Annotated in this window: 25 protein-coding genes and 1 pseudogene; 18 read left to right on the top strand and 8 right to left on the bottom strand. The window is 54.6% G+C overall.

Annotation, left to right across the window (positions count from 1 at the left end; genetic code table 11):
- Positions 1–12 precede the first annotated feature (12 nt).
- The 6 genes from Q0W94_RS03175 to Q0W94_RS03150 are packed head-to-tail and all read left to right on the top strand — an operon-like array spanning position 13 to position 4,822.
- Positions 13–1,059, top strand: a complete 1,047-nt coding sequence (locus Q0W94_RS03175; protein WP_297761018.1) for a glycosyltransferase family 4 protein — start codon at positions 13–15, stop codon at positions 1,057–1,059.
- Between the two features lie 4 nt (positions 1,060–1,063).
- Complete coding sequence (locus Q0W94_RS03170; RefSeq protein WP_315863092.1) at positions 1,064–2,314, top strand: competence/damage-inducible protein A; 1,251 nt, start codon at positions 1,064–1,066, stop codon at positions 2,312–2,314.
- Positions 2,311–2,760, top strand: a complete 450-nt coding sequence (locus Q0W94_RS03165; protein WP_297761013.1) for a hypothetical protein — start codon at positions 2,311–2,313, stop codon at positions 2,758–2,760. Before Q0W94_RS03170 ends, Q0W94_RS03165 begins: the two co-directional genes overlap by 4 nt.
- 13 nt (positions 2,761–2,773) lie before the next feature.
- Entirely contained in the window at positions 2,774–3,736 is a 963-nt protein-coding gene (locus tag Q0W94_RS03160; RefSeq protein WP_297761010.1) for a glycosyltransferase family 9 protein, read from the top strand.
- A complete protein-coding gene (locus Q0W94_RS03155) occupies positions 3,729–4,319 on the top strand; it encodes an HAD family hydrolase (RefSeq protein ID WP_297761007.1) in 591 nt (196 codons plus the stop codon). The genes Q0W94_RS03160 and Q0W94_RS03155 overlap by 8 nt, the downstream gene beginning before the upstream one ends.
- An 11-nt stretch (positions 4,320–4,330) precedes the next feature.
- Positions 4,331–4,822 (top strand): hypothetical protein, encoded by a 492-nt coding sequence (locus tag Q0W94_RS03150; protein ID WP_297761004.1) that lies wholly within the window; start codon positions 4,331–4,333, stop codon positions 4,820–4,822.
- Here Q0W94_RS03150 and Q0W94_RS03145 read toward each other — a convergent pair.
- Positions 4,811–5,506, bottom strand: coding sequence for a Crp/Fnr family transcriptional regulator (locus Q0W94_RS03145; RefSeq protein WP_297761001.1), 696 nt, complete (start codon positions 5,504–5,506; stop codon positions 4,811–4,813). The genes Q0W94_RS03150 and Q0W94_RS03145 overlap by 12 nt on opposite strands.
- 448 nt (positions 5,507–5,954) lie before the next feature.
- Between Q0W94_RS03145 and Q0W94_RS12370 the strand changes: the two are divergent.
- The 4 genes and pseudogenes from Q0W94_RS12370 to Q0W94_RS03130 form a co-directional block, all read left to right on the top strand.
- Positions 5,955–6,047 (top strand): annotated as a pseudogene (locus Q0W94_RS12370) (DUF2997 domain-containing protein); the annotation flags it as partial.
- A 53-nt stretch (positions 6,048–6,100) separates the two neighbouring features.
- Complete coding sequence (locus Q0W94_RS12365; protein ID WP_399372376.1) at positions 6,101–6,181, top strand: zinc finger domain-containing protein; 81 nt, start codon at positions 6,101–6,103, stop codon at positions 6,179–6,181.
- A 3-nt stretch (positions 6,182–6,184) separates the two neighbouring features.
- A complete protein-coding gene (locus tag Q0W94_RS03135; RefSeq protein WP_297760998.1) occupies positions 6,185–6,571 on the top strand; it encodes a DUF1257 domain-containing protein in 387 nt (128 codons plus the stop codon).
- Between the two features lie 23 nt (positions 6,572–6,594).
- Positions 6,595–7,005 (top strand): ferredoxin, encoded by a 411-nt coding sequence (locus Q0W94_RS03130; protein WP_297760995.1) that lies wholly within the window; start codon positions 6,595–6,597, stop codon positions 7,003–7,005.
- On the opposite strand, the gene Q0W94_RS03125 is transcribed toward Q0W94_RS03130, so the two are convergent.
- Positions 6,992–7,423 (bottom strand): NfeD family protein, encoded by a 432-nt coding sequence (locus Q0W94_RS03125; RefSeq protein WP_297760991.1) that lies wholly within the window; start codon positions 7,421–7,423, stop codon positions 6,992–6,994. The genes Q0W94_RS03130 and Q0W94_RS03125 overlap by 14 nt on opposite strands.
- A 204-nt stretch (positions 7,424–7,627) precedes the next feature.
- Between Q0W94_RS03125 and Q0W94_RS03120 the strand changes: the two genes are divergently transcribed.
- From Q0W94_RS03120 to Q0W94_RS03110, 3 genes are read left to right on the top strand one after another with little or no spacing between them, the layout of a single operon-like run.
- Complete coding sequence (locus Q0W94_RS03120) at positions 7,628–7,804, top strand: hypothetical protein (RefSeq protein ID WP_297760988.1); 177 nt, start codon at positions 7,628–7,630, stop codon at positions 7,802–7,804.
- A 45-nt stretch (positions 7,805–7,849) separates the two neighbouring features.
- Positions 7,850–8,614, top strand: a complete 765-nt coding sequence (locus Q0W94_RS03115) for an EI24 domain-containing protein (protein ID WP_297760985.1) — start codon at positions 7,850–7,852, stop codon at positions 8,612–8,614.
- Positions 8,595–9,350 carry a DUF429 domain-containing protein gene (locus Q0W94_RS03110; RefSeq protein WP_297760982.1) on the top strand — a complete coding sequence of 252 codons (756 nt, stop codon included), beginning with the start codon at positions 8,595–8,597 and terminating at the stop codon, positions 9,348–9,350. Before Q0W94_RS03115 ends, Q0W94_RS03110 begins: the two co-directional genes overlap by 20 nt.
- On the opposite strand, the gene Q0W94_RS03105 is transcribed toward Q0W94_RS03110, so the two are convergent.
- Entirely contained in the window at positions 9,347–9,646 is a 300-nt protein-coding gene (locus tag Q0W94_RS03105) for a DUF6825 family protein (RefSeq protein ID WP_297760979.1), read from the bottom strand. The two genes, Q0W94_RS03110 and Q0W94_RS03105, sit on opposite strands and share 4 nt — an antisense overlap.
- 293 nt (positions 9,647–9,939) lie before the next feature.
- Here Q0W94_RS03105 and Q0W94_RS03100 point away from each other — a divergent pair, with 293 nt between their 5' ends.
- Complete coding sequence (locus Q0W94_RS03100; protein ID WP_297760976.1) at positions 9,940–11,625, top strand: SulP family inorganic anion transporter; 1,686 nt, start codon at positions 9,940–9,942, stop codon at positions 11,623–11,625.
- On the opposite strand, the gene Q0W94_RS03095 is transcribed toward Q0W94_RS03100, so the two are convergent.
- The 4 genes from Q0W94_RS03095 to dnaK are packed head-to-tail and all read right to left on the bottom strand — an operon-like array spanning position 11,622 to position 16,325.
- Entirely contained in the window at positions 11,622–12,200 is a 579-nt protein-coding gene (locus Q0W94_RS03095; protein WP_297760973.1) for a DNA-3-methyladenine glycosylase, read from the bottom strand. The two genes, Q0W94_RS03100 and Q0W94_RS03095, sit on opposite strands and share 4 nt — an antisense overlap.
- On the bottom strand, positions 12,181–13,266 hold the full coding sequence (locus Q0W94_RS03090) for an acyl-CoA dehydrogenase family protein (RefSeq protein WP_297760970.1): 1,086 nt from the start codon (positions 13,264–13,266) through the stop codon (positions 12,181–12,183). The genes Q0W94_RS03095 and Q0W94_RS03090 overlap by 20 nt, the downstream gene beginning before the upstream one ends.
- Before the next feature lie 3 nt (positions 13,267–13,269).
- Positions 13,270–14,250, bottom strand: coding sequence for a J domain-containing protein (locus tag Q0W94_RS03085; RefSeq protein WP_297760967.1), 981 nt, complete (start codon positions 14,248–14,250; stop codon positions 13,270–13,272).
- Between the two features lie 50 nt (positions 14,251–14,300).
- Positions 14,301–16,325 (bottom strand): molecular chaperone DnaK, encoded by a 2,025-nt coding sequence (gene dnaK, locus Q0W94_RS03080; RefSeq protein WP_297760964.1) that lies wholly within the window; start codon positions 16,323–16,325, stop codon positions 14,301–14,303.
- Positions 16,326–16,612: 287 nt separating this feature from the next.
- Between dnaK and Q0W94_RS03075 the strand changes: the two genes are divergently transcribed.
- Complete coding sequence (locus tag Q0W94_RS03075) at positions 16,613–16,927, top strand: DUF6679 family protein (RefSeq protein WP_011057985.1); 315 nt, start codon at positions 16,613–16,615, stop codon at positions 16,925–16,927.
- 9 nt (positions 16,928–16,936) lie between these two features.
- A complete protein-coding gene (gene ribD / locus Q0W94_RS03070; RefSeq protein ID WP_297760961.1) occupies positions 16,937–18,076 on the top strand; it encodes a bifunctional diaminohydroxyphosphoribosylaminopyrimidine deaminase/5-amino-6-(5-phosphoribosylamino)uracil reductase RibD in 1,140 nt (379 codons plus the stop codon).
- On the opposite strand, the gene Q0W94_RS03065 is transcribed toward ribD, so the two are convergent.
- On the bottom strand, positions 18,048–18,518 hold the full coding sequence (locus Q0W94_RS03065; protein WP_297760958.1) for a hypothetical protein: 471 nt from the start codon (positions 18,516–18,518) through the stop codon (positions 18,048–18,050). The two genes, ribD and Q0W94_RS03065, sit on opposite strands and share 29 nt — an antisense overlap.
- Before the next feature lie 615 nt (positions 18,519–19,133).
- On the opposite strand from Q0W94_RS03065, the gene Q0W94_RS12360 reads away from it, so the two are divergent.
- Positions 19,134–20,456, top strand: a complete 1,323-nt coding sequence (locus Q0W94_RS12360; protein ID WP_297760955.1) for a M23 family metallopeptidase — start codon at positions 19,134–19,136, stop codon at positions 20,454–20,456.
- Positions 20,457–20,459: 3 nt separating this feature from the next.
- A complete protein-coding gene (cobA, locus tag Q0W94_RS03055; protein ID WP_297760952.1) occupies positions 20,460–21,980 on the top strand; it encodes a uroporphyrinogen-III C-methyltransferase in 1,521 nt (506 codons plus the stop codon).
- Positions 21,981–21,988 lie beyond the last annotated feature (8 nt).

Below are 21,988 nucleotides of genomic sequence, written 5' to 3'. Positions count from 1 at the left end.
CACCCTGAGCAGATGCTGTACCACCTGATTGCCTTCCTTGCTGCCATTGCCGTTGTCCTTTTGGTCACCCCCATTGTCAATGACCTTGGGCATAAAGCAGGGTTTGTGGATCGCCCCAATGAACGTAAGATTCATACCCGTCCCATGGTGCGCTTGGGGGGCGTATCTATCTTTTTGGGCAATCTAGTGGGGCTGCTGATTGTTTGGAATGCGGGGGGGTTTGGTGTTCTGCCTCAGCCGGCGGAGTACGAAATTTGGGGGGTCACCTTAGGAGGGGTGGCCTTTTTTCTCCTTGGCCTTGCTGATGATCTATTGACTTTGCCGGCACTCCTGCGCCTTGTCCTGCAATTTTTAGTGGCGGCGATTGTTTGGGCAGTAGGCGTCAAAATTCGCATTATCACTGTGCCCTTTGTCGGCACCGTGGACTTAGGTTGGCTGAGTTTGCCCCTCACTACCGTTTGGCTGGTCGGCATTGCCAATGCCATTAACTTTATTGATGGTGTGGATGGGCTAGCGGCGGGGGTATCTGGCATTGCCGCCTTGGCAATGTTTTTTGTGTGTATGGTCATGGGGGAGCCGGAGGCGGGACTATTGGCCGCCGCCCTGGCAGGGGGGGCCTTGGGATTTCTGCGCTATAACTTCAATCCCGCCCAAATTTTCATGGGCGATGGCGGTGCCTACTTCATGGGCTTTACCCTTGCTGGCTTGGGGATCATTGGCCTGGTTAAGGCCTACACAGCGGTGGCCATTCTCCTGCCCCTATTGATTCTAGCGGTGCCCATTGTGGATACCTCAACGGTGGTTTTCAGCCGGCTGCGGCGGGGGCAATCTCCCTTTGCACCGGATAAGAGACACCTGCACCATCGCCTGCTCAAGGCGGGACTTTCGCAGCGGGTGACAGTGCTCTTTATTTATTGCCTGACCCTGTGGGTGGGCAGTCTTGCTTTGGCTTTGGCGGGTTTGCCGGGAGGATGGGGCTATGCCGTGGCAGCGTCTCTGCTGATGGGCTTTGCCTCGTGGTATGTGTGGCAACGGGTGCGCAGCAGCGAAAATGACTGAAACAATGAGTGCAGAAATTATTTGCGTCGGGACAGAATTGCTGCTGGGGGAGATTCTCAACAGTAATGCCCAATTTTTGGCCCAGCAGCTGGCGAGCTTGGGTATTCCCCACTACTACCAAACGGTGGTTGGCGACAATCCGACTCGCATTAAAAAAGTGGTGGCCATTGCCTGCGATCGCGCCCGCCTCCTCATCTTTACCGGTGGCCTGGGCCCCACCCCCGATGATCTCACCACCGAAACCCTAGCGGATTTCTTTCAAGCCCCCCTTGAAGAACGTCCCGAAATTGTTGCTGATTTAGAGCGCAAATATGCCCATCGGGGCGGCTTTAGTCCCAGTAACCGCAAGCAGGCTCTCCTGCCTGTGGGGGCACAGATTCTCCCCAACCCCTTGGGGACTGCCCCGGGCATGATCTGGCAGCCCCGCACTGGCTTAACAATTCTCACCTTTCCCGGTGTCCCCGCCGAAATGAAGCAGATGTGGCACGAAACCGCCGTCCCCTTTTTGCGCTCCCAAGGCTGGGGCAAGGAAGTAATTTACAGCCGTGTACTGCGTTTCTGGGGCATTCCAGAATCCGTGCTTGCAGAAAAAGTGGCCGCCCAAATTGCCCGCGAGCATCCCACTGTGGCTCCCTATGCGAGCAATGGTGAAGTCCGTCTGCGCATTACCGTACGTGCCAAGGACGAAGCGGCAGCTCAGCAACTCATTCAGCCCCTCGAAGCCGAGATTCGCCAAATTGTCGGTTTAGACTGCTATGGTGCCGATGAGGACACCCTTGCCAGTGCCGTTGCTCGCCTTCTCCAAGAGCAACACCAAACGGTGGCTGTGGCAGAGTCCTGCACCGGCGGTGGCCTTGGGGAAATGCTGACACGACTGCCGGGGAGTTCTCTCCATTTCAAAGGGGGCGTCATTGCCTATGCAAACGAAGTTAAGGTGAACCTATTGGGAGTGAATCCTCAGGATCTAGAACAAGAGGGGGCTGTGAGTGCAGTGGTGGCCGCCCAGATGGCGCTAGGAGTCAAGACGCGCTTGGCCAGTGATTGGGGTGTCAGTATTACCGGCATTGCTGGTCCAGGGGGAGCGACGCTCACTAAACCCGTGGGACTGGTCTATATTGGTTTGGCACTGCCCAATGGCGAGGTCATGACCCGTGAATTTCGCATGAGCGGTCAACGGGGACGGGATTGGATACGCTATCTGAGCACTATGAATGCCCTAGATCTCCTGCGGCGACAGTTGTTGGTGAGTCCATGAGTGTTGGTGAGTCCATGAGTCACGGTCTGCTCTGGTTACCCCTATTGGCCGTTTTTATTGTGCTGGCAGGGTTGGGTTGGGTCGAGTACCGCAAGCTGGAACACTATCGCCAGTGGGCACAGCAATTTGAAGCCAGTAAGTACGATATTGCGGCTGTCCTGGGTCAGGGGGGCGATCGCCTAACGTGGGGAGAACCAACACCCAAGGGCATTGTTAATCTGCAGAGCTGTAACTTATCAACAGTGCAACGAGTTTGGGTCGAGTGTAGTGGCCAGGAGATTGAGACAGATACCAGCCATGTCAAGGGCACCATTCATCTAGTGCTGCAAACCAACACAGGAGAGCACTGTCGCATTCCCTTTACAGAGCTGCCCCTTGCCTTCGCGTGGCGCGATCGCCTGCAACTAAAACTTGCAGGCAGTAAAATTGAGGGCGAGTTTGCATAAGTTCTAAACCCCTATGAAACGTATCGTGGCGCTGGTGCCCGGCGGCATTGGTGATCAAATTTTATTTTTTCCCACCCTTGATGATCTCAAAGCCCATTTTCCGGAGGCGCAGTTGGATGTGGTGGTTGAACCCCGGGCCGTGGCTGCCTACCAATTGAGTAGGAGTGTCCACCAAGTGATTCCCTTTAACTTCAAAGACCGCAATGCCCTAGCGGATTGGGCCAACCTGATTGGCACCCTGCGGGAGGGAGAGTACGATGCAATTCTCTCCTTGGGGCGGAGTAAAGCGGTGCGCTTCCTGCTGTGGCTGACGGGTATTCCCAAGCGAGTCGGCTTTGCCAAACTCAATCCCTTGGGATTTCTCACCGATGCCATCCCTGTCAACCTTAAACAGTACAGTGCCGCCACCTACCACGACTTGCTCAAAGCCTTTGGGATCACCACCCCCTGTCCTTTGCCCAAGGCAGTGATTACCGCTGAAGATAGGCAGTGGGCAACTGCGGAGCAGCAACGCTTAGGCCTTGCCGGTGGGTATCGCCTCTTGCACGGCGGCTCTAGTCAAATGGCCCTCAGCAAGGGGATCAACAAAATTTACCCCCCTACCCGTTGGGTGGAGGTCATCCAGACACTGGCACAGAAGGAGCCGCATCTCCCTTTTATTGTGGTCTGTGGGCCTGAGGATCAAGCATGGGTGAGGGCGCTGACGCAGGCGCTACCCGACATTAAAATTAGCCATCCTCCAGACTTGCGCAAACTGGCGGCTCTCATGCAACAGGCACAACAGATTCTCTGCACAGACAGTGGCCCGATGCACATTGGGGTGGCAGTGGGTACCCCCCTTGTGGCGCTTTTTGGCCCTACGGATCCCGCCAAACTCCTGCCTGCGGATCCCCGTTTTCGTGCCGTTAAGTCCACCACAGGCAACATGGCCGATATTCCCGTTTCAGCAGTGATTGAGGCAGCTTGCCATGGCTAGACCGGCGGTCTTTCTCGATCGGGATGGCGTGCTGAACCAAGAGGTGGGCTACATTCATCACCTCGAGGACTTGCAGTTAATTCCGGGTGTTGCCCAGGCAGTCCGACGGCTCAATGATGCGGGGTGGTTTTGCTGCTTAGCTTCTAATCAGTCAGGTCCCGCGCGGAATTATTACAGCATCGATCACGTCCATGCTCTGCACCACAGACTTCAGGAGTTGCTAGCCGCACGTGCCGGTGCGGTGTTGGATGCGGTTTACTTCTGTCCTGATCTCAGCGGTCCCGAAGGGGGAGTGGTGGCCGACTATGCGGGCTGGACAACCTGGCGCAAACCCAATACGGGAATGCTGGTGGCGGCGGCTTGGGATCATGATTTAGATCTCAGCCGCAGTGTGATGGTAGGCGACAAAGCCACTGATATTGATCTGGCGCGGAATGCCGGCTGCTATGGCATTTTAGTGCAAACAGGCTTTGGCGATCGCGTCCTTGAGGGCAGTTATCAGCACGCCAGTCAACCCGATTACATTGCAGAGGACCTAGCCGCTGCCGTAGAGTGGATTTGTACTCACCTTGCCCCCCGTTAGGGATGACTGCGTTGCCAGAGTATACCAAATTTCCCCTCGCCCTACTGTTGCTGGTGGTTCTGGGGTACGTACTTGTGGGCTGGTATTTGTCTGCCTATCCTTGGATGTGGTCGGCCTATGCTTCTTTTTTTGCAGCTATTCTAACAGTGTTTCTCGTGGGTGGCACCTCTAGCCTCCTGCGATCGCGCCAGAGCAACCCTAGAAATATCTTTAGTAGCTTAATGATGCGCGTGGGCACCCCCAGTCTCTTTACAGTGCTGGTGCTGAGTACCGCTGTGACCCTTGCCATTATTGCCTTTCGGGTCTTTAGTGTGATTGCCATTCTCATTGGCACCGAAATTCTCGTGCGGATTGAAATGAAAGCCGCCGGCTACAAGAACTGGCAAATCATGCTAGTGGTGATTCAAATGGCGATTTTAGGGGTGTTCATTGGCCGGGGTATTGGGCACTACATACCCTCCTCTCCAGAGCAATCATTATCGTTTCTCGTCCTAAAGGAGTAAGTTTTCTAGGGCACGCAAATTAGTAATGCACAAGCAGTCTTGAGTGCGGCGAATAATCCCCTTACGCTCCAGTTTCCCCAGCACCCGTGTCACCGTTTCCCGCGCCATGCCACTAAGACTACTTAATTCACGGTGGGGTAGATTGGGAATTTCTAAGCCATCGGCTCCCTGTCGCCCTTGACCATCTGCCAAAAACAGCAGAATATCCGCCACCCGTGACGTACTATCGGATTCCCGCAGCCGCAGCCGCCGGTTCACTTGCCGTAGCCGTCGTGCCATTAACTTGGCGAGGCGTATTCCTGCTTGGGGTTCAGTATTGACGAGATTGACAAAATCCGTCGCGGGCATGTTGGCCACAACCGTCGGTGTTAGGGTAATCACATCCGTTGAACGGGGCACTTCCTCTAGGGGTGCCATTTCGCCAAAGAGTTCCCCAGGGCCAAGGATATTGAGGGTGACTTCTTTGCCATCCATGTTGTAGGTGCGAATTTTGACCCAGCCACTGAGAATAAAGTAAACCGATGTGCCCCAGTCATTCTCCAGCAGGATCACTCGGTTGGCAGGATGCTGACGTGTCACCACATGGGCCAGGGCTTTCTCGACCACCGCCGGCGGCAAATCCCGAAAAAAGGGCGTATTTTGCAACGATAATTCAGGTGCAGGAGAACTACGCCGTTGTTGCATAGAGGTCAAGGCCGAAAGGAGGAGGGCAGGGGTTTAGCAGACAGGTCGTCAGATATTGCCAGAAATGAACACCTGTAATCTTAGCACTGCTATCTATTATCTAGTCACATAATCTAGAGTTACAGTAAATGTATCTATAACGTTAGAAAACGCGACCGTTGTCCAATAGTGACGACTGTTGATCTGAACTGTTAGGACATGCTGCCCCTCCCTGCCCCCTAAGTCACATGTACATATCTCTTATTAATCCCTGAGGCAGAGAAAGCTCTATAGATTGCCCCATTATCTGTTTTACTCAGGGTCTTAGGGAAACGACTGTGGAGTGTAAAGTTTATTGAAGACCTTGACTCCTTTGGTTAGCCTTCGTCACAATGAGTTCCATAGGTTAGAACTTGAATTTTAGCCGCGTAAGCGGTTGGTCATAACTGCGGGTGAATAGGTTGTGCCAATGCTAGAAACCCTTGAATTTGTTATTTATCCCGATGGCCGCGTCGTTGAAACGGTGACGGGAATTTCGGGGGCATCCTGTGCTGAGGTGACTGCTGCCATTGAAGCACAACTCGGATGTGTCATTAGCCAACAGCCCACCGCAGAATACTACGCTTCCCAAGAGGAAGAAAATCAATTGGTTGTTCAATCTGTCCGCTCCCAGTGGTAATCGTTGAGGATTGGTGATCCATGTCGCACTTCAGCCAAATTAAAACCCAAATTCGCAGTTTACCCGCCCTACAAGCTGCCCTAACAGACTTGGGCTTACCGTGGCAATCTGGCTCTCAAGAAGTGCGTGGGTTTCGCGGTCAAACCCAAACCGCTCAAGTGGTTGTTCCCCAAGAGAATGGCTATGATATTGGCTTTCGCTGGAATGGCACTGAGTACGAGCTGGTGGCGGATTTGGAGTTTTGGCAGCAGGCATGGTCAGTGGATCGCTTTTTGCATAAGGTGACCCAACGCTATGCCTACCATGCGGTGTTGCAATCTGCAATGGAACAGGGCTTTCAGGTGCAGGCCACAGAACAGCAGGCCGATGGTAGTGTCAAGGTCGTGCTGCAACGCTGGCGTTCCTAGCCTCTCACGAAATGGATAGGCAGATGGGTCAGCCTCTTGGTTTAGAACCAGAGCTTGGGGGGCAACTGCGCCAAAGTGAATCTCGCAGTGGCTATGAACCTGAACTAGGGGGAGCCCATCGCCAACGCGGTGTCTATGTCGATGAAATTACCTGTATTGGCTGCAAACACTGTGCCCATGTGGCGCGAAATACGTTTTACATCGAGCCCAACTACGGGCGATCGCGGGTGGTGCGCCAAGATGGTGACCCCCTGGAACTGATTCAAGAAGCCATTGATACCTGTCCGGTTGATTGTATCCACTGGGTAGATTACACGGAGTTAAAACGGCTGGAAAAAGAGCGCCTCGACCAGGTCGTTCCCCTTGCCGGTTTTCCCATTGATCCAGCCACTACCCACCGCAAGAAACGGCGATCGCCCCCTAGAGCTGAATAGCATCTGCAGGCATCACAATGAGCGTTGTTCCCTGACGGCCAATGACAATCACCCGCTGATGTTCGGGAATGACCAAGTGGGGATCGTCACAGCGAGCCTGCCAGGAAATCCCTTCGTACAGTACTCGCCCCGTCTCGCCAGCGGGAATTCTCGTAATTGTTTCGGCCTCGGCAGGTTCCTGGAGCACTGGCGGAACTCGCTTCGGTTGATAGCGCCGCAACAGAAAGACCACAAGAATGGAGAGCACCATCCAAAGGAGAATCTGTATTGAAAAGCTGGGAATTAGAAACGAAAGAAATGCAACAATAAGAGCACTGAGGCCGATGGTAGCTTCCATAAAAGCCGTCGGCAAAACAAGCTCCATCACAAAAAGGATGATGGCAAGAATGAACCAAATCAAAAAGGGAGACAGGGCCATTGCTCTTATCACCCAAGGTCGCTACTTCAACAATAGCTTAAACTTCCCTGCTCCAGCGAGCGGATTTAACTGGGTTGAATGCTTCAATGCTTGCCAAAAGAGTCCTACTGGAACCTATAGGAGTGACCCTGCGTCAGGGTCACTAGCGCTCAAGGGAGACTCCTCCAATTCTGGACAATGATGAATTCAATGAGGCAAACAACAATGACGGATCTACTTATCCCCCTGCTGGTGGGACTCTTCACCCTTGGACTGTTGACAAGTTGGCTGTGGCGACCGACAGCAACGCCAATTTCCCGTGCTGAACAGGTCAATACCCCTAATTTTGTTGCCGATGCCCCACCGCCGGATGATGAAGGTACACCGCCCCGCCGTGGATAGGCTAGGATTTCCCTAGGAGATTCTAGACTAGAACTGGCTAATTGAGTGATCAAGCAGCTTTGGTCAGCAGGACAACAGTTTCAGGCGGGTTTCTTTGCCTTTGGTCGTGGTCTTTTTTTTATAGCCCGTTATCATCTTTGGGGCTATGTGCTGTTACCTGCCTGCTTGAGCCTTGTTCTGGGGGTAACGCTCATCATTGTGGCTTTCTGGGCTGTTCAAGTCGTTGGTGATTATTGGTTTGTTGCTGAAGAATGGCAGTGGCTCTACCAAGGATTCATTGATATTTTGGCAACCCTCATTGCTGTCTTTTTAGCCCTGATTGGCTATCAAACACTGATTCCCCTTGTGGTGATTCCTTTCCTTGGCCCCCTGCTTAACCGTGTTGAAAAAATTACCACGGGACAAACAATAGAGGTGGGGTGGCAACGTGATTTATTGAATGCCGCTGTCGGTAGCTGGTTTGCACTGCGGGATGCGGTGCTACAAGTGATCCTCCTGCTGCTTTCATTTTTAACGGGGCCACTGCAACCGATCGTGATGGCGATCGCCAACAGTTATTTTCTGGGACGGGGCAGTTTTGACTACCTTTTAGAGAAACACAGCACCTCCCTCAGGGAGCGGAAACTTTTGACCCGTGCCTATAGGCCACAGATCTATGGCCTTGGTTTGGCGCAGTTTTTGGGGCTGTTGATCCCCTTAGTGGGTTTGGTACTGGTACCGGCAGTGGGGGTGGTGGCTGCTGCTTTGCTCATGCAAGATCATCCACCGCAACAACAGTTGATGGCAGCGAATGCGGTTTCTCGGCGTTGATCTGGCCTGGAAGGGGGGAGCATCGGGGTACTGCTGTTTACAATGGCAGGCCCAGGATCTGGAGCTTGTGGCTCTGGATCGCTCCCGCAATACGGCGGAACTCCTGTCATGGATTGATCGGGAGGCACCCTCTGCGCAAGCAGCAATAGTGGCGGTGGATGCGCCCCTAATTATTCCCAATCCCAGGGGAATGCGCTCCTGCGATCGCCAGTCCCATCAAGTCCTTGGGCGCTACCATGCTGGCTGTTATCCTGCGAATCAGCAGTCCCCCTTTGCAAGCCACACCACGGGTTTTAGTGAAGCCCTCAGCCAACGGGGCTTTCGCCATGCTCCTACCATCCGGCCGCAGCAATCGGGACGGTTTCAAATTGAAGTTTTCCCCCATGCTACGGCGATCGCCCTCTTTGAGCTTGATCAAATCATCAAGTACAAAAAAGGCCGCCTGGCAGAGCGACGCAGGGGGTTAGCTCGTCTTCGCGAGTTAATGACAACCCGCCTTTGCCACTGTGAGCCGTCCCTAAGGTTGCAGTTCCCGGCAGCCCTGCCCACCAGTGGGCGCGATCTCAAAGTGTTGGAAGATCAACTGGATGCCATTCTCTGTGCCTATACAGCAGCCTATTGGTGGTACTGGGGGAGCGATCGCCACTGGGTGCTCGGCACCGAGTCATTTTCACCAGCGCCAGCAACCACCGATGCCTACCTGAAAACAGGATATATCGTTGTTCCCCGTCGTTAACTTTCACGATTGCGATAGCGTTGCAGTTCCGTGCGTAGGGCTGCAATTTCAGCGCGCAAATCATCAATTAGAGCTTGCCAGTCCACCCGTTGGCTGCCTCGCGGCACCACCATTGCGGCTTCTTGGCGGGCACGAGTCTGTACCTCTTCCATGAATTCATGGAGCCGCTGCCGCTGTTCGGCATCAAATCGCCCCACTTGACTCAGGAATTCGACAAACAGATGCTGCGCCTGATCACGCAGGAGCGTTGCAGTCGCTCGACCAAGGAAAAAGGCCTCCAGCGGCGATTGACTCATAGGAGTGTCGTTCCTCATAGGTTGCGTCTCTCAATCCCTGAGTGTAACAAAGTTTTACAGTGAACAGGCCTTGCCTTGTCCCCCTTCTCCAGCTTTTTCCTATAGAGGCGATAAGAAACTCTTTGATATTTTACTAGCCAAGTTGTCCCCAGAAAGGCATAGAATTACTTCAATTAAATCTTCTCTTATCATAGCTATAAGCAAGGTATAAGGATACTCCCTCAGGGCTAGGGGTTCGCCTCAATCATGCTCTAGCTATGAAACCCTCTCTAAATTCGTCAAAAGGGGCAGAGATGCTAACCAATTTAGTTAATCGAGTTGACTTTCGCTATTGGCGCGGTGATCTCTTTGGTGGGCTAACTGCTGCCATTGTCGCCTTGCCAATGGCCTTGGCCTTTGGGGTCACCTCTGGGGCTGGTGCCACAGCAGGACTCTACTGCGTCATCTGTCTTGGCTTTTTTGCCGCTCTTTTTGGGGGCACGCCAACACTCATTTCCAATCCCACAGGGCCAATGACCGTCGTGATTACGGCAGTGATCACCCGACTGACCAGTGAATATCCCGAACAGGGGTTATACATGGCCTTTACGGTGGTGATGCTAGCGGGCTGTTTTCAAATCCTCTTTGGTCTATTGCGGTTGGGCAAATACATCACCCTCATGCCCTACACCGTGATTTCTGGCTTTATGTCGGGGATTGGCCTGATCATGATCCTGCTGCAAATTGGCCCACTGTTGGGGCACAGCAGTAAAGGTGGGGTCTTGGGGGCCGTGCAAAACTTGCCAGAGTGGATTCAAACACTGAACCCAGCTGCCCTTACTTTGGGCTTATTCACCCTCGGACTCATTTATTTCACACCCCAGAAAATTCGTCGGCTTGTGCCGCCACAGCTCCTCGCCTTGGTTTTGGGCACGATTCTATCAATGATCTTTTTTGCGGATGCCGGTTTGGCACGCATTGGCACGATTCCCACTGGTCTACCAGAGTTTGTGCCGCCGACGTTTACGCTGCCTGCTCTGAAAACGATGATTGTGGACGGGGCAATGCTGGGGATGCTCGGCTGTATTGATTCGCTCCTTACCTCGGTGATTGCCGATAGCATTACCCGTACTCAGCACAATTCCGATAAGGAACTGATCGGCCAAGGCATTGGCAACCTGGTGTCGGGCTTGTTCGGCGGTTTGCCCGGTGCCGGTGCGACGATGGGTACAGTGGTCAATATCCAAGCGGGGGGACGCACCTGCTTATCGGGTATGATCCACGCCGTGATTCTGCTGATGGTGGTGCTGTGGGCGGCCCCATTGACGGAACCGATTCCCAATGCCGTGTTGGCGGGGATTCTCATCAAGGTGGGGATTGACATCATTGACTGGAATTTTCTCAAACGCGCCCACCTGCTGTCACTGCGGGCAGCTTTCATTATGTATGGCGTGATGCTGCTGACGGTCTTTGTGGACTTGATTGTGGCTGTGGGGGTTGGTGTCTTTATTGCCAATATGCTGACGATCAAGCGCTTGGCGGATCTGCAATCGGAGGAGGTGAAGGCGATTACCCACGCCGATGATCAAACCCCCCTGACCCCTGAGGAAAAAGAACTCTTCCACGAAGCCAAGGGTCAACTGTTGCTGCTGCACCTTGGGGGCCCGATGAGTTTTGGCTCCGCTTGGGCAATTTCGCAGCGGCAGGCAATCATGGCGGACTATAGGGTGCTGATTCTGGACGTCAGCAGTGTGCCGCTGTTGGGGGTGACGGCAGCCTTGGCCATTGAGTCACTCATCCAAGAGGCGCAAAAGCATGGTTTAGCGATTTTTCTGGTGAATGGTTCGGCAGATAAGGTGCAAGAGCGGCTCCAACGCTTCCGCATTTTGGATCGGTTGCCCGCTGATCATGTGGTGAGCGATCGCCGACAAGCCCTCGAAAAGGCCATCCAGTTTCTTCGCCAACCAAACGAATTGCTGGAGGCGACAACGGGTAGCTAGGAATAGCGGGAGACGGCAGGGTTTCCCTGCACATACCACCGCCACGGCGTCTCCTGCCCCTGGGAAATACCAATGCGGGTGGTCTGCACCACCGGGTCTGTCAGGGGCTGGGGCGGTTTTTCTAACCAGAGACCGCTCTCTTGCCCTAGCATCAGGCCAGAAAGCCGGCGATCGATCCCCAGGACTCGACACAGTTTTCCCGGACCAGCGGCCATAGGGGGCGGTAAGGGGGGGCTGAGCATCTCTAGGGCACGAATGAGAACAGCACTGGCAAAATTTGGGCGATCGCTAGCGATATTCAAGCAGTGGTGAATGCCATAGATTTGATAGACATAGATGGTGCCCGGTGCCGCAAACATGGGAGCATTGCGAGCAGTTTGGCGACGGTAGCCATGGCAAGCGGGATCTCCGGCCATATAGGCCTCGGTTTCGACAATGCGGCCACGGTAGAGCTGACCATTGGCCTGTTGACGCACGAGAATACACCCCAGTAATTCTGCAGCGACCACTGGGGCCGGACGCGCAAACCAATCAAGGGGCAGACACTGGTCTTGCTCAATGGAAACTCTGTTCAAGCCACAAATCCTCCATCAAGGCATGGCGTAGCGGCCCATTCAAGCCAGAGACGGTGTAGAGCATTGCTTCGCGATAGAGACGCTGCACGGTGTGACTCAACATTAAGGCACTGCCACCCGTCGTAATCAGGGCAGCTTGAGCTGCTTGGACGGCAAGGTGGATGGCGGCGGCGCGCAGTTGGGCATGGTAGGGGGGATTGACCTCCTCTAGCTCCCTTTGAATCTGGTCGTAAAGGCGGTGCCAGCGATCGCGCAAGTGGTGATAGAGGTCTTTGGCGTCGACACTCTCAGCTAGAATCTGCAAACTAGCACGGGCACAGCCCATGGGGGCGGCACTGCCCCGCAGCAACTGCTGGCGATCGCGAACAGCCAGCCAATCTGCCGCAGCGATACCCACCACCTCTGCCGGCGGGACTAACCAATCCACCAGCTCTGCCTGCACCGTTTGGGTTGAGGGCACAGCAGCTAGAGGTAGGGGCAATGAGAGGTGCAAAATGCCGCCGCCGGCCTGTTGGGCATTGATAAAAGGCATGAGGGCAAAGAGAATCCGCTGATCCGGTAGGGGAGCGGCAGCGATAAACATCGTCATATGCTGAAAGCCACTGAGCCAGGGCAACGTTCCCCGCAGGAGATAGCCCTCACTGGTGGGTTGAGCTTGCAGCTCCCCTAGGTTGTGACGCAGATGGGAAAAGCTGACACCCACCAACACCTGCCCCTTGATTAAGTCCGCCAAGTAGGCTTGGGCAACCCTCCCTTCAGGGTGTTCGAGAATGATGCCCAAGGCAGATTGATGTTGTGCCACCAAAAAGGCAAGGGCACCGGAGGTTTGTGCCAGTTGTAAGCTCAAATGCCACAGCGTACGGCGATCGCACTCCCATCCCCCGACTGCTTTGGGTACCCCCAAACGAAAAATGCCCAAGTTCCCTAAGGCTTGCAGGCTCTCCGATAAAAGGGAGTTTTGCTGATCAAGGCGGTTGGCCATGGGAGCGACAACGCTAGTGAGGTACCTCTGAATGTCCTTTAGAAGAGGCGGCGCTGCCAAATCAGCAAAAGCTAGGGCATCCATCGCTTAGGAGTAGGCCAGATGGGCACGGGGGTTGTAGGACTCAATGGCCTGAAGCTGCCGGTAGAGATCCCGTTCGGCATCGCTCAGTTGGGGCGGCAGTGTAATGACAATTTCCACCAGTTGGTCACCGCGATCGCCATCGGGACGAGGGTAGCCCTTGCCCGCCAGTCGCAAACGCTGCCCTGTCCGTACCCCTGCTGGAACCACCATTTTTACCCAACCATCGAGGGTCGGAGCTTCAATTTGCCCGCCAAGGGCAGCCTCACTGGGGGTCACGGGCAGTTCACAGACAATGTCATAGTCCTCCAGGCGAAAGAGGGGATGGGGAGTCACTTGAATTTTCAGATAAAGATCACCGCCACCCGTGCCTTGACCCCGCAGCCGAATCCGCTGACCCGTAACCATCCCCGGTGGCAGCGTCACTTCTAGGGAGCGCCCATCTCCAAGGCGAATCCGCTCCCGTCCTCCTGCGTAGGCTTTTTCGAGGGGGATTTCTAGCGTGGCTTCAGCATCGCGACGACTCACAGCGGTATAGACGGTTTTGACGGTGCCGGGGCGAAAGTAGTCTGTCTCTATGGTAGACGAGCGACGGGGGGGATCCGCAGAAACCGTAGAAGTGCGGGGCGATCGCCGACCCAACAGTTGATCCAAAAACTCTTGAAAATTATCTTCACTGAGGTCGGGTTCTTCCCTAAGACTAGTACCATTGCGACGAGCCATAGCGGTGCGTTGGGAAGGGCGAGTGCGAAAGCCAGGCTGTGACCAATATTCACCGTAGCGATCGTATTGCTCACGGCGAGCCGGATCACTGAGGACTTGGTAAGCTTCACTAATGTTTTTGAACTTCTCTTCAGCGGCGCGATCGCCGGGATTCAGATCGGGATGATACTGCCGAGCCAGCCGCCGATAGGCGCGCTTAATCTCCTCAAGGCTGGCATCGCGATCCACGCCCAAAAGCTGGTAGTAATCTCGAAAATTACGCATCGACAGTCCTAATCTACACTCACAGTTGCCGCAAAGAATACAAAAAAGCCCTACCAGTCATCGTCATCCCAATCGTCCCATGGGGCTGAATCACTGCGCTGGGAGTAGCTGCGGGAACGCCGCGTGCGCGGTGGCTCATCCCACTCGTCCTCATAATCATCCCGCCGCCGCTCTCGACCCCGCACCACATCCAGACCTTTATTTACCGCTTCCCTAAGGTTGGGCAGCTTAAAGATCTCTTCATCGTCTTCCACCTCCTCTTCCCTCAGGCGCAGTTGACGGACAAAGTCGTAGAGCCGCTCTTCAAGGGCAGCATAGGTGAGGTCAATCTGGCGATCGTCTTCATTGCGAATGGCCTCCTGCAATTGCCGCACTAGGGCCTCAATACCACGGCGCTGCTCAGCGGCAAATTGATAGCCAAATTCCTGAGCCGCTTCCCGCAACTGGCGTTCGGCTCGGTTAATCAAATCCTGGGCGCGGTTGCGCTTCTCAATGCGTGCCCGCCGCTGGCGATCGCCCGCTGCATTGGACTCGGCATCCAAGAGCATCTGCTGAATTTCCTCTTCACTTAGGGTTGATGCCCCCTGAATGACCACACTTTGCTCACGACCGCTAAAGCGATCCAAGGCCACCACTTGCAGCAGGCCATTGGCATCCAAGTCAAAGGACACTTGAATTTGGGGCACCCCCCGAGGGGCTGGCGGAATTCCCGTTAACTTAAAGCGTCCCAGGGACTTATTGTGGGCTGCCAGTTCCCGCTCCCCCTGAACCACGTGGATTTCCACTTGGCTTTGGTTATTTTCTGAGGTTGAGAAAATATCGGAGCGACGCACCGGAATTGTCGTATTGCGGGGAATCAGCACCTTAGTCACGCCGCCAATGGTTTCCACACCTAAGGAAAGGGGCGTTACATCCAACAGCAGGATATCTTTCACCTCCCCTGCGAGAATCCCTGCTTGAATCGCGGCACCGACGGCCACCACTTCATCGGGGTTGACATTTTGCTTGGGTTCACGGCCAATCATCTGCCGCACCAGATCCTGCACCATGGGCATCCGCGTCGCACCACCCACCAGTACCACAGCATCAATTTGACTGGGAGTTAAATGGGCGTCCATTAGGGCCTGTTCGACCGGATAGCGCAGCCGTTGCAATAGGTCTTGGCTAAGGTCTTCAAATTGGCGACGACTGAGGGTGGTTTCAATGTGTTTTGGCCCCTCTGCTGTGGCGGTGACAAAGGGCAGATCGATATTGGTTTCCAGTAGGCCGGAAAGTTCAATTTTGGCTTTTTCGGCAGCATCGGTGAGCCGTTGCAGCGACTGGCGATCGCGCCGTAAATCAATGCCTTCCTTAGCGAGGAAGTCTTCGGCTAGCCAGTCCACAATCAACTTATCAAAGTCATTGCCCCCCAGTTGGGTATCGCCGCTGGTGGCCTTCACTTCAAACACGCCGTCACCAACCTCGAGAATGGAGACATCAAAGGTGCCACCGCCCAGGTCAAAAACGAGAATCGTCTGCTCCTGCTGGCGATCGAGACCATAGGCTAGGGCTGCCGCGGTGGGTTCATTGATAATCCGCCGCACATTGAGACCCGCAATACGTCCCGCATCACGGGTGGCTTGCCGCTGCGAGTCATTAAAGTAGGCCGGTACAGTAATCACCGCATCGGTGACCGGTTCCCCGAGGTAGCGGCTGGCATCCTCCACCAGCTTGCGCAAGACCATGGCTGAAATTTCTTCGGGGGCAAATTCCCGTTGCAGCCGGGGGCACTTGATGCGCACCTTTCCCGATTCATCGCGGCGGATCGTATAGGGTACCCGTTTGGATTCAGCCGTCAGTTCACTATATTCACGGCCAATAAAGCGCTTCACGGCATAGAAGGTGTTTTGGGGATTGAGCACCGCCTGCCGTCGCGCCAACTGCCCCACAAGGCGCTCGCCGTCTTTGCCAAAGGCCACCACAGAGGGAGTGGTGCGGGAGCCTTCTGCATTGGCAATTACTACCGGTTTTCCCCCTTCCAGTACAGCAATGACGGAATTGGTTGTCCCCAGATCAATGCCAACAATTTTGCCCATGCCGTTTGAACGACTCCGCACTGGTTAGAATAAATGAATAGCGTTATAGTAACGGATTATTTACCCTTTGTTACGCTTATTCGATTGTACGAGATCTGCCCCAGACCGTCAGAATCACTCTTTTCCCTGTGCTGCGCGATCGCCACGACGCTACGGACAACCTCAGTCCCCGCACTTCACCTTCACCGCTGCTCATCTGTAAATTCTGGGGGTAAGATGACACTCAAGAGGTTGCAGCACAGGTTATCAACTGTTGCTACGCCCAATTCCGAGAAGGAGACTGCTCTATGTTACACCGCAAGCTTTATCAACTCTATACCGACGGCCAAGAAGTCTGGATTTACTTGCGGGACCAACAACGCCTGATTGACCGGGCACGCATTGTGGACATCGAAGGGAATGTGGTTACCATCCGCTACGAAACGGAGGAAGACGACGAAGTGTGTGCTTGGGAGGAAATCGTCAATATCGAAAGCATTGGCTCCATTTCACGGCGACTGGCAGCAGTCCCCCGGGGCTATGCGGAGTTAGCCATCGCGGATGAATGTCCGGAGGCGGAGCAATTGCCGAAGCATTCCTCGGAAACCGAACACGAGCGTTGATTCTGACTCATGCGCTCAGCCCCCGTTGTGGAGGAAATAGCCACGATTGATGCCCAGTACATGGGGCGCTGCCTTGAGTTAGCGGCTCAGGCCAAAGGCCGTACGGCCCCGAATCCCCTCGTGGGCTGTGTGATTGTGGCGGAGGGACGTGTCATTGGGGAGGGATTTCATCCCAAGGCGGGGGAACCCCATGCCGAGGTCTTTGCCCTGCGCAGTGTCAGGGAGAGCGATCGCCCCCTCCTCAGCAAGGCCACCCTCTACGTTAACCTTGAACCCTGCAACCACTATGGCCGCACACCCCCCTGTACCGAGGCAATTGTTGCTGCTGGTATTCCCAAGGTGGTGGTGGGCATGATTGATCCGAATCCCCAAGTGGCCGGAGCAGGGGTAGAGCGGCTGCGCGCAGCGGGCATAGAAGTCACTGTTGGCGTGCGGGAAGCAGACTGTCAACGCCTGAACGAAGCGTTTGTCCATCGGGTGCGCTACCAGCGTCCCTTTGGCATTTTTAAGTACGCCATGACCCTCGATGGCAAAATTGCCTCTAGGGCGGGCCATAGTCTCTGGGTGAGTGGCGAAGCCGCACGCGCCATGGTGCATCAACTGCGCTCTGAATGCGATGCTGTCATTGTGGGGGGCAATACCGTGCGGCTGGATAATCCCCTCTTGACCTCCCGCCATGAGCACAATCCCCTACGGGTGGTGATGAGCCGTACCCTTGATCTGCCGCGGGATGCCTCTTTGTGGGAAACCACCACCGCTGCAACCTTGGTGGTTACTTCCGCTTCGCCCCAGCATCCCCTAATTCCGCAACTGCAGGCACAGGGTGTGGAGGTAGTGCACCGAGAGCCGCTAACACCGACCGCCGTTATGGCACTGCTTTATCAACGGGGCATCATGACCGTGCTTTGGGAGTGTGGCGGTTCCCTGGCAGCGGCAGCGATCGCCGAAGGCATGGTACAGAAGGTGTGGGCATTTATTGCGCCAAAAATTATCGGTGGCTTCGATGCCCCCGCCCCAGTGGCCGATTTAGGCTTAACCAAGATGCATGAGGCCTTGTGCCTAGAGGACGTGACTTGGCAAGCCGTGGGCGAAGACATTCTCGTAGTCGGCTACCTACCGTCTAGGCGTCCGGTTCCGTCACCTCAATAATGGTGCAGCCCGTTTCTGTGGGGGGCGTATCCGCCTGCTCATAGAGCAAATCAATCCACAGGGACTCTGGATAAGGCTTACGGCTAGAGACATAAAAAAGCCAATGCTGGCTGACATTGAGGGACTCGCGCCGCAGCTTGGCCATTGCAGGGGTTGTAATCAGCCGTAAGGCGGCGTTGGCATTGCGCCACTGCTCAATAATTCCAGCGGCGACCCGCAGGGTTTCCCCCTGGCTATTTTCTAATTCCAAAATGGCATCAATGTGGATACTCTCCCACCAGTGCCGTGGATCCCTGAGATCTAATCCTTGGCCATCCATATAGTCAATGAGGTTGGGGAGATATTCGCGAATGAAGTTTTGGACAACACTAAATGGAGGAAAAGGACGCAAGACTTTGAGGTGGCTCGCTGTTTGTTGAAACCACAGCTTGTGGTAAGTCATGGGGACAAAGCTCCGTCAGAAGGGCGATCGCCAAAAATCGTTACAAACTCGTTTATTCTACCAAGCAAGCTTGCTTTGATTGTCCCTAGGAGCAAAGATGGATATGTGCCACTTTTAACTCAATTTGGCACAAGTGTTATAGGACAATTTTGGGGTGACGACCAAGGAGAAGAGGGATCTAAACTGACTTAAACTATTAAAAAAACTATACACACTAATTATCAGACTTTAATTATACTTATTAATTTATCGAAAATAGCAATTTTTCTCCCATGGGAATTAATCAAGCCCAAAGCGTGATGAATTCGGGCTTTCTGATTATTAACCAGTAGGTAGGAAATTCGTATTTTTGTTTTTTGGCAAATCATTCATCCGCCGGAGGTGGCAAGGCAAGGCGGAGGCAAAGGCTTGTCATTTGGTTGGGGATTGGGTAAAGTCACCTAAAAGTTTCGTCGTGGTGCCAAAACACCCTTTGCATCAACAACAGATTGGGACAGTTTTAGGCATAGATGCGGCGAGTGGCATCCGGCTCCCTTGAAGGATTGCTCATGATGTGTGTTCTCGGTTCACCGCTTTGTCGAATCACTGTCAATTTTGTGTGCGAGGAGGATTACCTTGAGCAACGATAGTTTTACCCCTACCGCCTCTCAGGATGCACCTCTTGTGTCTGCTGCTATGCTTGGTCGTTCGCTGCGCTCCCTTTGTTCCTATCTGCCCCTGCTGGGTACCTTTGTTCTGATTCAGCCTACCCACGCCCTTGATCTGACCACTCTTGCGAACGATCTAGGTTCAAAGGACGTTCGCCCCGAATCCCTTAGCATGCCCTCTCTTTTCAGCACTGAAAGCCAAGACTCCCCTACTGACTTTGAAAATCTTCTATCCGCCGACAAAACCGACTTCCTCGTGGGTGTTAGCCAAGGGGCATGGCAACGCACTCTCCAGCCGCAGGTGAGTTTTGCCCCCCTCTCCCTGAAAAGACCAGTGCTGACCCTCTCTGCCTCTGCTGCTTTTGACCGCCTCAGTCGTCCACTTGAACCGACCTTCACAGTGGTGGATCGGCGGGTTCGCACCAATAGCTTGGCAGATCTGGTGACGCAAGCCACCACCTCTGCTGTTGCTTCCTTGGCCATTGATACCTCCCTTGGGATCGGTGGCTCTTTGGAACAAACCACAACCAAAGTTGAACCACAATTCACCGAGGGGGAAACCACACCACTCTCCGAGCAGGTGGCATTTGTGAACTCCTCAGCAGCACCTGTTTCCACTTCAACCCTGGGGTCTGTCCCCTTTGGGCGTGCTTCTGAGCGGCAGCGTCGCACCAGCCCTGCGCTGCTTGCAGTCCAGCAACCCCCTACTCGCCCGGCTCTACCCCAGCCCAGCGTTATGAGGCGCCCGCAAACAACAACGGTAACGGCACCCCCCCCTGCCGCTGTACAACCCATTGCGCCCCCTGTGCCCGTCAAGGTGGCACGCTCAATTATCAATCCACCGTTACCCAGTCCTCTTGACTTACCCCCTCTACCCAACGCCGATCGCTTCCTGCCGAGCCTAACCACAAACTTTATTTGGCCGGCGCGGGGCGTGTTGACTTCTGGCTTTGGCCCCCGCTGGGGACGGATGCACTGGGGGATTGATATTGCGGCCCCCATTGGCACCCCCATTTATGCTGCCGCCGCCGGTGTGGTCACCTACTCCCAGTGGAACTCTGGTGGCTACGGCAATCTTGTGGAAATTCGCCACACCGATGGGACGCTGACGCTCTATGCCCACAACCATCGCAACTTGGTGCGGGTGGGCCAATACGTTGAGCAGGGTCAGCAGATTGCTGAAATGGGCAGTACGGGTCGCAGCACAGGTCCCCACGTCCACTTTGAAGTGCATCCCCCAGGACAGGGTGCTGTTAACCCAATGATCTTCCTGCAACGCAGCCAAGGGTAGTCATTGACGGTCTATTTTGTGGGTGCGGGGTTAGGTACCCCAAGCTCTCTCACGCTCGAAGCATGGACCTGCCTGCGGCAGGCGCAGGTGGTTCTTTACGACGCCCTGCTCTCCCCTAGCCTTCTTGAACTCACCCCCGCTGATTGCTTGCGGGTGGCGGTGGGCAAACGCGCAGGAGCTGAGGCCGTTCCCCAATGGGAAATCAACCGCCTTTTAGTGGCCTACGGCCAGCAGTACCCGCGGGTTGTTCGTCTCAAAAGTGGCGATCCGGGGCTATTTGGCCGTTTGCATCAGGAACTTGAGGCTGTCTTGGGGGCAGGTTTAGAGGCTGTGGTGATTGCGGGGGTGTCCTCAGCGCTGGCGGCACCTTTATTGGCTGGCATCTGTGTTACCGCAAAGGACGTGAGTCAGTCCGTAGCCATTCTGTCGGGGCATGCGCCAGAGACACTTCCCTGGCCAGCGATCGCCCAAATGGAGACCCTGATTTTTTTGATGGCCACCCGTTCGCTGCGATATATTGCCGAGGAACTGCTGCGGCAGGGGCGATCGCCCACTGAAGGATTGGCGATTCTGCAATGGGCGGGGCAACCCCAGCAACAATTCTGGTTGGGCACCCTAGAGACCTATCTGAAGATGCCTCACTTTCCAGACATGGCTCCTGCGGTCGTTGTCATTGGCGCGATCGCCCAAAAACGCTACCCTTTGGCTAGTCTAGATCTGGTCTTCCCTGAATTTTTGAGGATTTCCCCATCATCAATGTCTCCCCTCTACGGCAAAACGATTCTCGTCACTCGTGCGGCAGCTCAAGCGAGTGAGTTTACTCAGCAACTTATAGCAGCCGGTGCCGCCGTTTTAGAAATGCCGACACTGGAAATCGTTCCCCCTAGTTCTTGGCAGCCCCTCGATCAGGCCCTGGCACAACTCGATACCTTTGACTGGCTGATTCTGACTTCCCACAATGCCGTTACGTTTTTTATGCAACGGTTACACCATCATGGCAAGGATAGCCGTGCCCTCGCGGGTCTCAAGATTGCTGTCGTCGGTGAAAAAACTGCCCAAACCCTTAACAGTTACGGCTTAGTGGCTGACTTCACCCCCAGGGAATTTGTCGCCGATGCTTTAGTGGTAGAATTCCCAGAACCTGTTGCCGGCTTGCGTTTTCTCTTTCCGCGGGTGGAAACGGGCGGACGACCAATCTTAAGGGAGAACTTTGCCGCTGCCGGCGCTGAGGTCGTTGAGGTCCCTGCCTATGATTCCCGCTGCCCCCAAGCTGCCGATGCCCGCATTCTAGAAGCGCTGCAAGCTGGCCAAGTGGATATGGTCACCTTTACCAGCTCCAAGACAGTGAAACATTTTTGCCAATTGGTGGGTGCGAAGGCAGCCAATTTACTCCAAACGGTTCAGATTGTCAGTATTGGTCCCCAAACCTCCCAAACCTGCCGTGAGCTCTTGGGACGGGTGGATACTGAAGCAACAGAACATACCCTTGAGGGAGTCCTTCAGGCATTATTACGGCTCACTTAGGACGTGGG

Origin of the sequence: Thermosynechococcus sp., from assembly GCF_025999095.1 — a bacterium.
Taxonomy (GTDB): domain Bacteria; phylum Cyanobacteriota; class Cyanobacteriia; order Thermosynechococcales; family Thermosynechococcaceae; genus Thermosynechococcus.
The sequence above is the reverse complement of the archived record's forward strand: the minus strand, read 5'-3'. Positions and strand labels throughout refer to the sequence as shown.

Excerpts from the sequence above, each read along its gene's own strand:
- Q0W94_RS03130 (WP_297760995.1), top strand. The coding sequence starts at position 6,595 with ATGGGTCAGCCTCTTGGTTTAGAACCAGAGCTTGGGGGGCAACTGCGC.
- Q0W94_RS03175 (WP_297761018.1), top strand. The coding sequence starts at position 13 with ATGCTGTACCACCTGATTGCCTTCCTTGCTGCCATTGCCGTTGTCCTT.
- dnaK (WP_297760964.1), bottom strand. The coding sequence starts at position 16,325 with ATGGGCAAAATTGTTGGCATTGATCTGGGGACAACCAATTCCGTCATT.
- Q0W94_RS03075 (WP_011057985.1), top strand. The coding sequence starts at position 16,613 with ATGTTACACCGCAAGCTTTATCAACTCTATACCGACGGCCAAGAAGTC.
- Q0W94_RS03125 (WP_297760991.1), bottom strand. The coding sequence starts at position 7,423 with ATGGCCCTGTCTCCCTTTTTGATTTGGTTCATTCTTGCCATCATCCTT.
- Q0W94_RS03105 (WP_297760979.1), bottom strand. The coding sequence starts at position 9,646 with ATGAGTCAATCGCCGCTGGAGGCCTTTTTCCTTGGTCGAGCGACTGCA.
- Q0W94_RS03135 (WP_297760998.1), top strand. The coding sequence starts at position 6,185 with ATGTCGCACTTCAGCCAAATTAAAACCCAAATTCGCAGTTTACCCGCC.
- Q0W94_RS03090 (WP_297760970.1), bottom strand. The coding sequence starts at position 13,266 with ATGGATGCCCTAGCTTTTGCTGATTTGGCAGCGCCGCCTCTTCTAAAG.
- Q0W94_RS03100 (WP_297760976.1), top strand. The coding sequence starts at position 9,940 with ATGCTAACCAATTTAGTTAATCGAGTTGACTTTCGCTATTGGCGCGGT.
- Q0W94_RS03065 (WP_297760958.1), bottom strand. The coding sequence starts at position 18,518 with ATGACTTACCACAAGCTGTGGTTTCAACAAACAGCGAGCCACCTCAAA.
- Q0W94_RS03145 (WP_297761001.1), bottom strand. The coding sequence starts at position 5,506 with ATGCAACAACGGCGTAGTTCTCCTGCACCTGAATTATCGTTGCAAAAT.
- Q0W94_RS03120 (WP_297760988.1), top strand. The coding sequence starts at position 7,628 with ATGACGGATCTACTTATCCCCCTGCTGGTGGGACTCTTCACCCTTGGA.
- Q0W94_RS03165 (WP_297761013.1), top strand. The coding sequence starts at position 2,311 with ATGAGTGTTGGTGAGTCCATGAGTCACGGTCTGCTCTGGTTACCCCTA.
- Q0W94_RS03170 (WP_315863092.1), top strand. The coding sequence starts at position 1,064 with ATGAGTGCAGAAATTATTTGCGTCGGGACAGAATTGCTGCTGGGGGAG.
- Q0W94_RS03160 (WP_297761010.1), top strand. The coding sequence starts at position 2,774 with ATGAAACGTATCGTGGCGCTGGTGCCCGGCGGCATTGGTGATCAAATT.
- Q0W94_RS03155 (WP_297761007.1), top strand. The coding sequence starts at position 3,729 with ATGGCTAGACCGGCGGTCTTTCTCGATCGGGATGGCGTGCTGAACCAA.
- Q0W94_RS03085 (WP_297760967.1), bottom strand. The coding sequence starts at position 14,250 with ATGCGTAATTTTCGAGATTACTACCAGCTTTTGGGCGTGGATCGCGAT.
- ribD (WP_297760961.1), top strand. The coding sequence starts at position 16,937 with ATGCGCTCAGCCCCCGTTGTGGAGGAAATAGCCACGATTGATGCCCAG.
- Q0W94_RS03110 (WP_297760982.1), top strand. The coding sequence starts at position 8,595 with ATGCGGTTTCTCGGCGTTGATCTGGCCTGGAAGGGGGGAGCATCGGGG.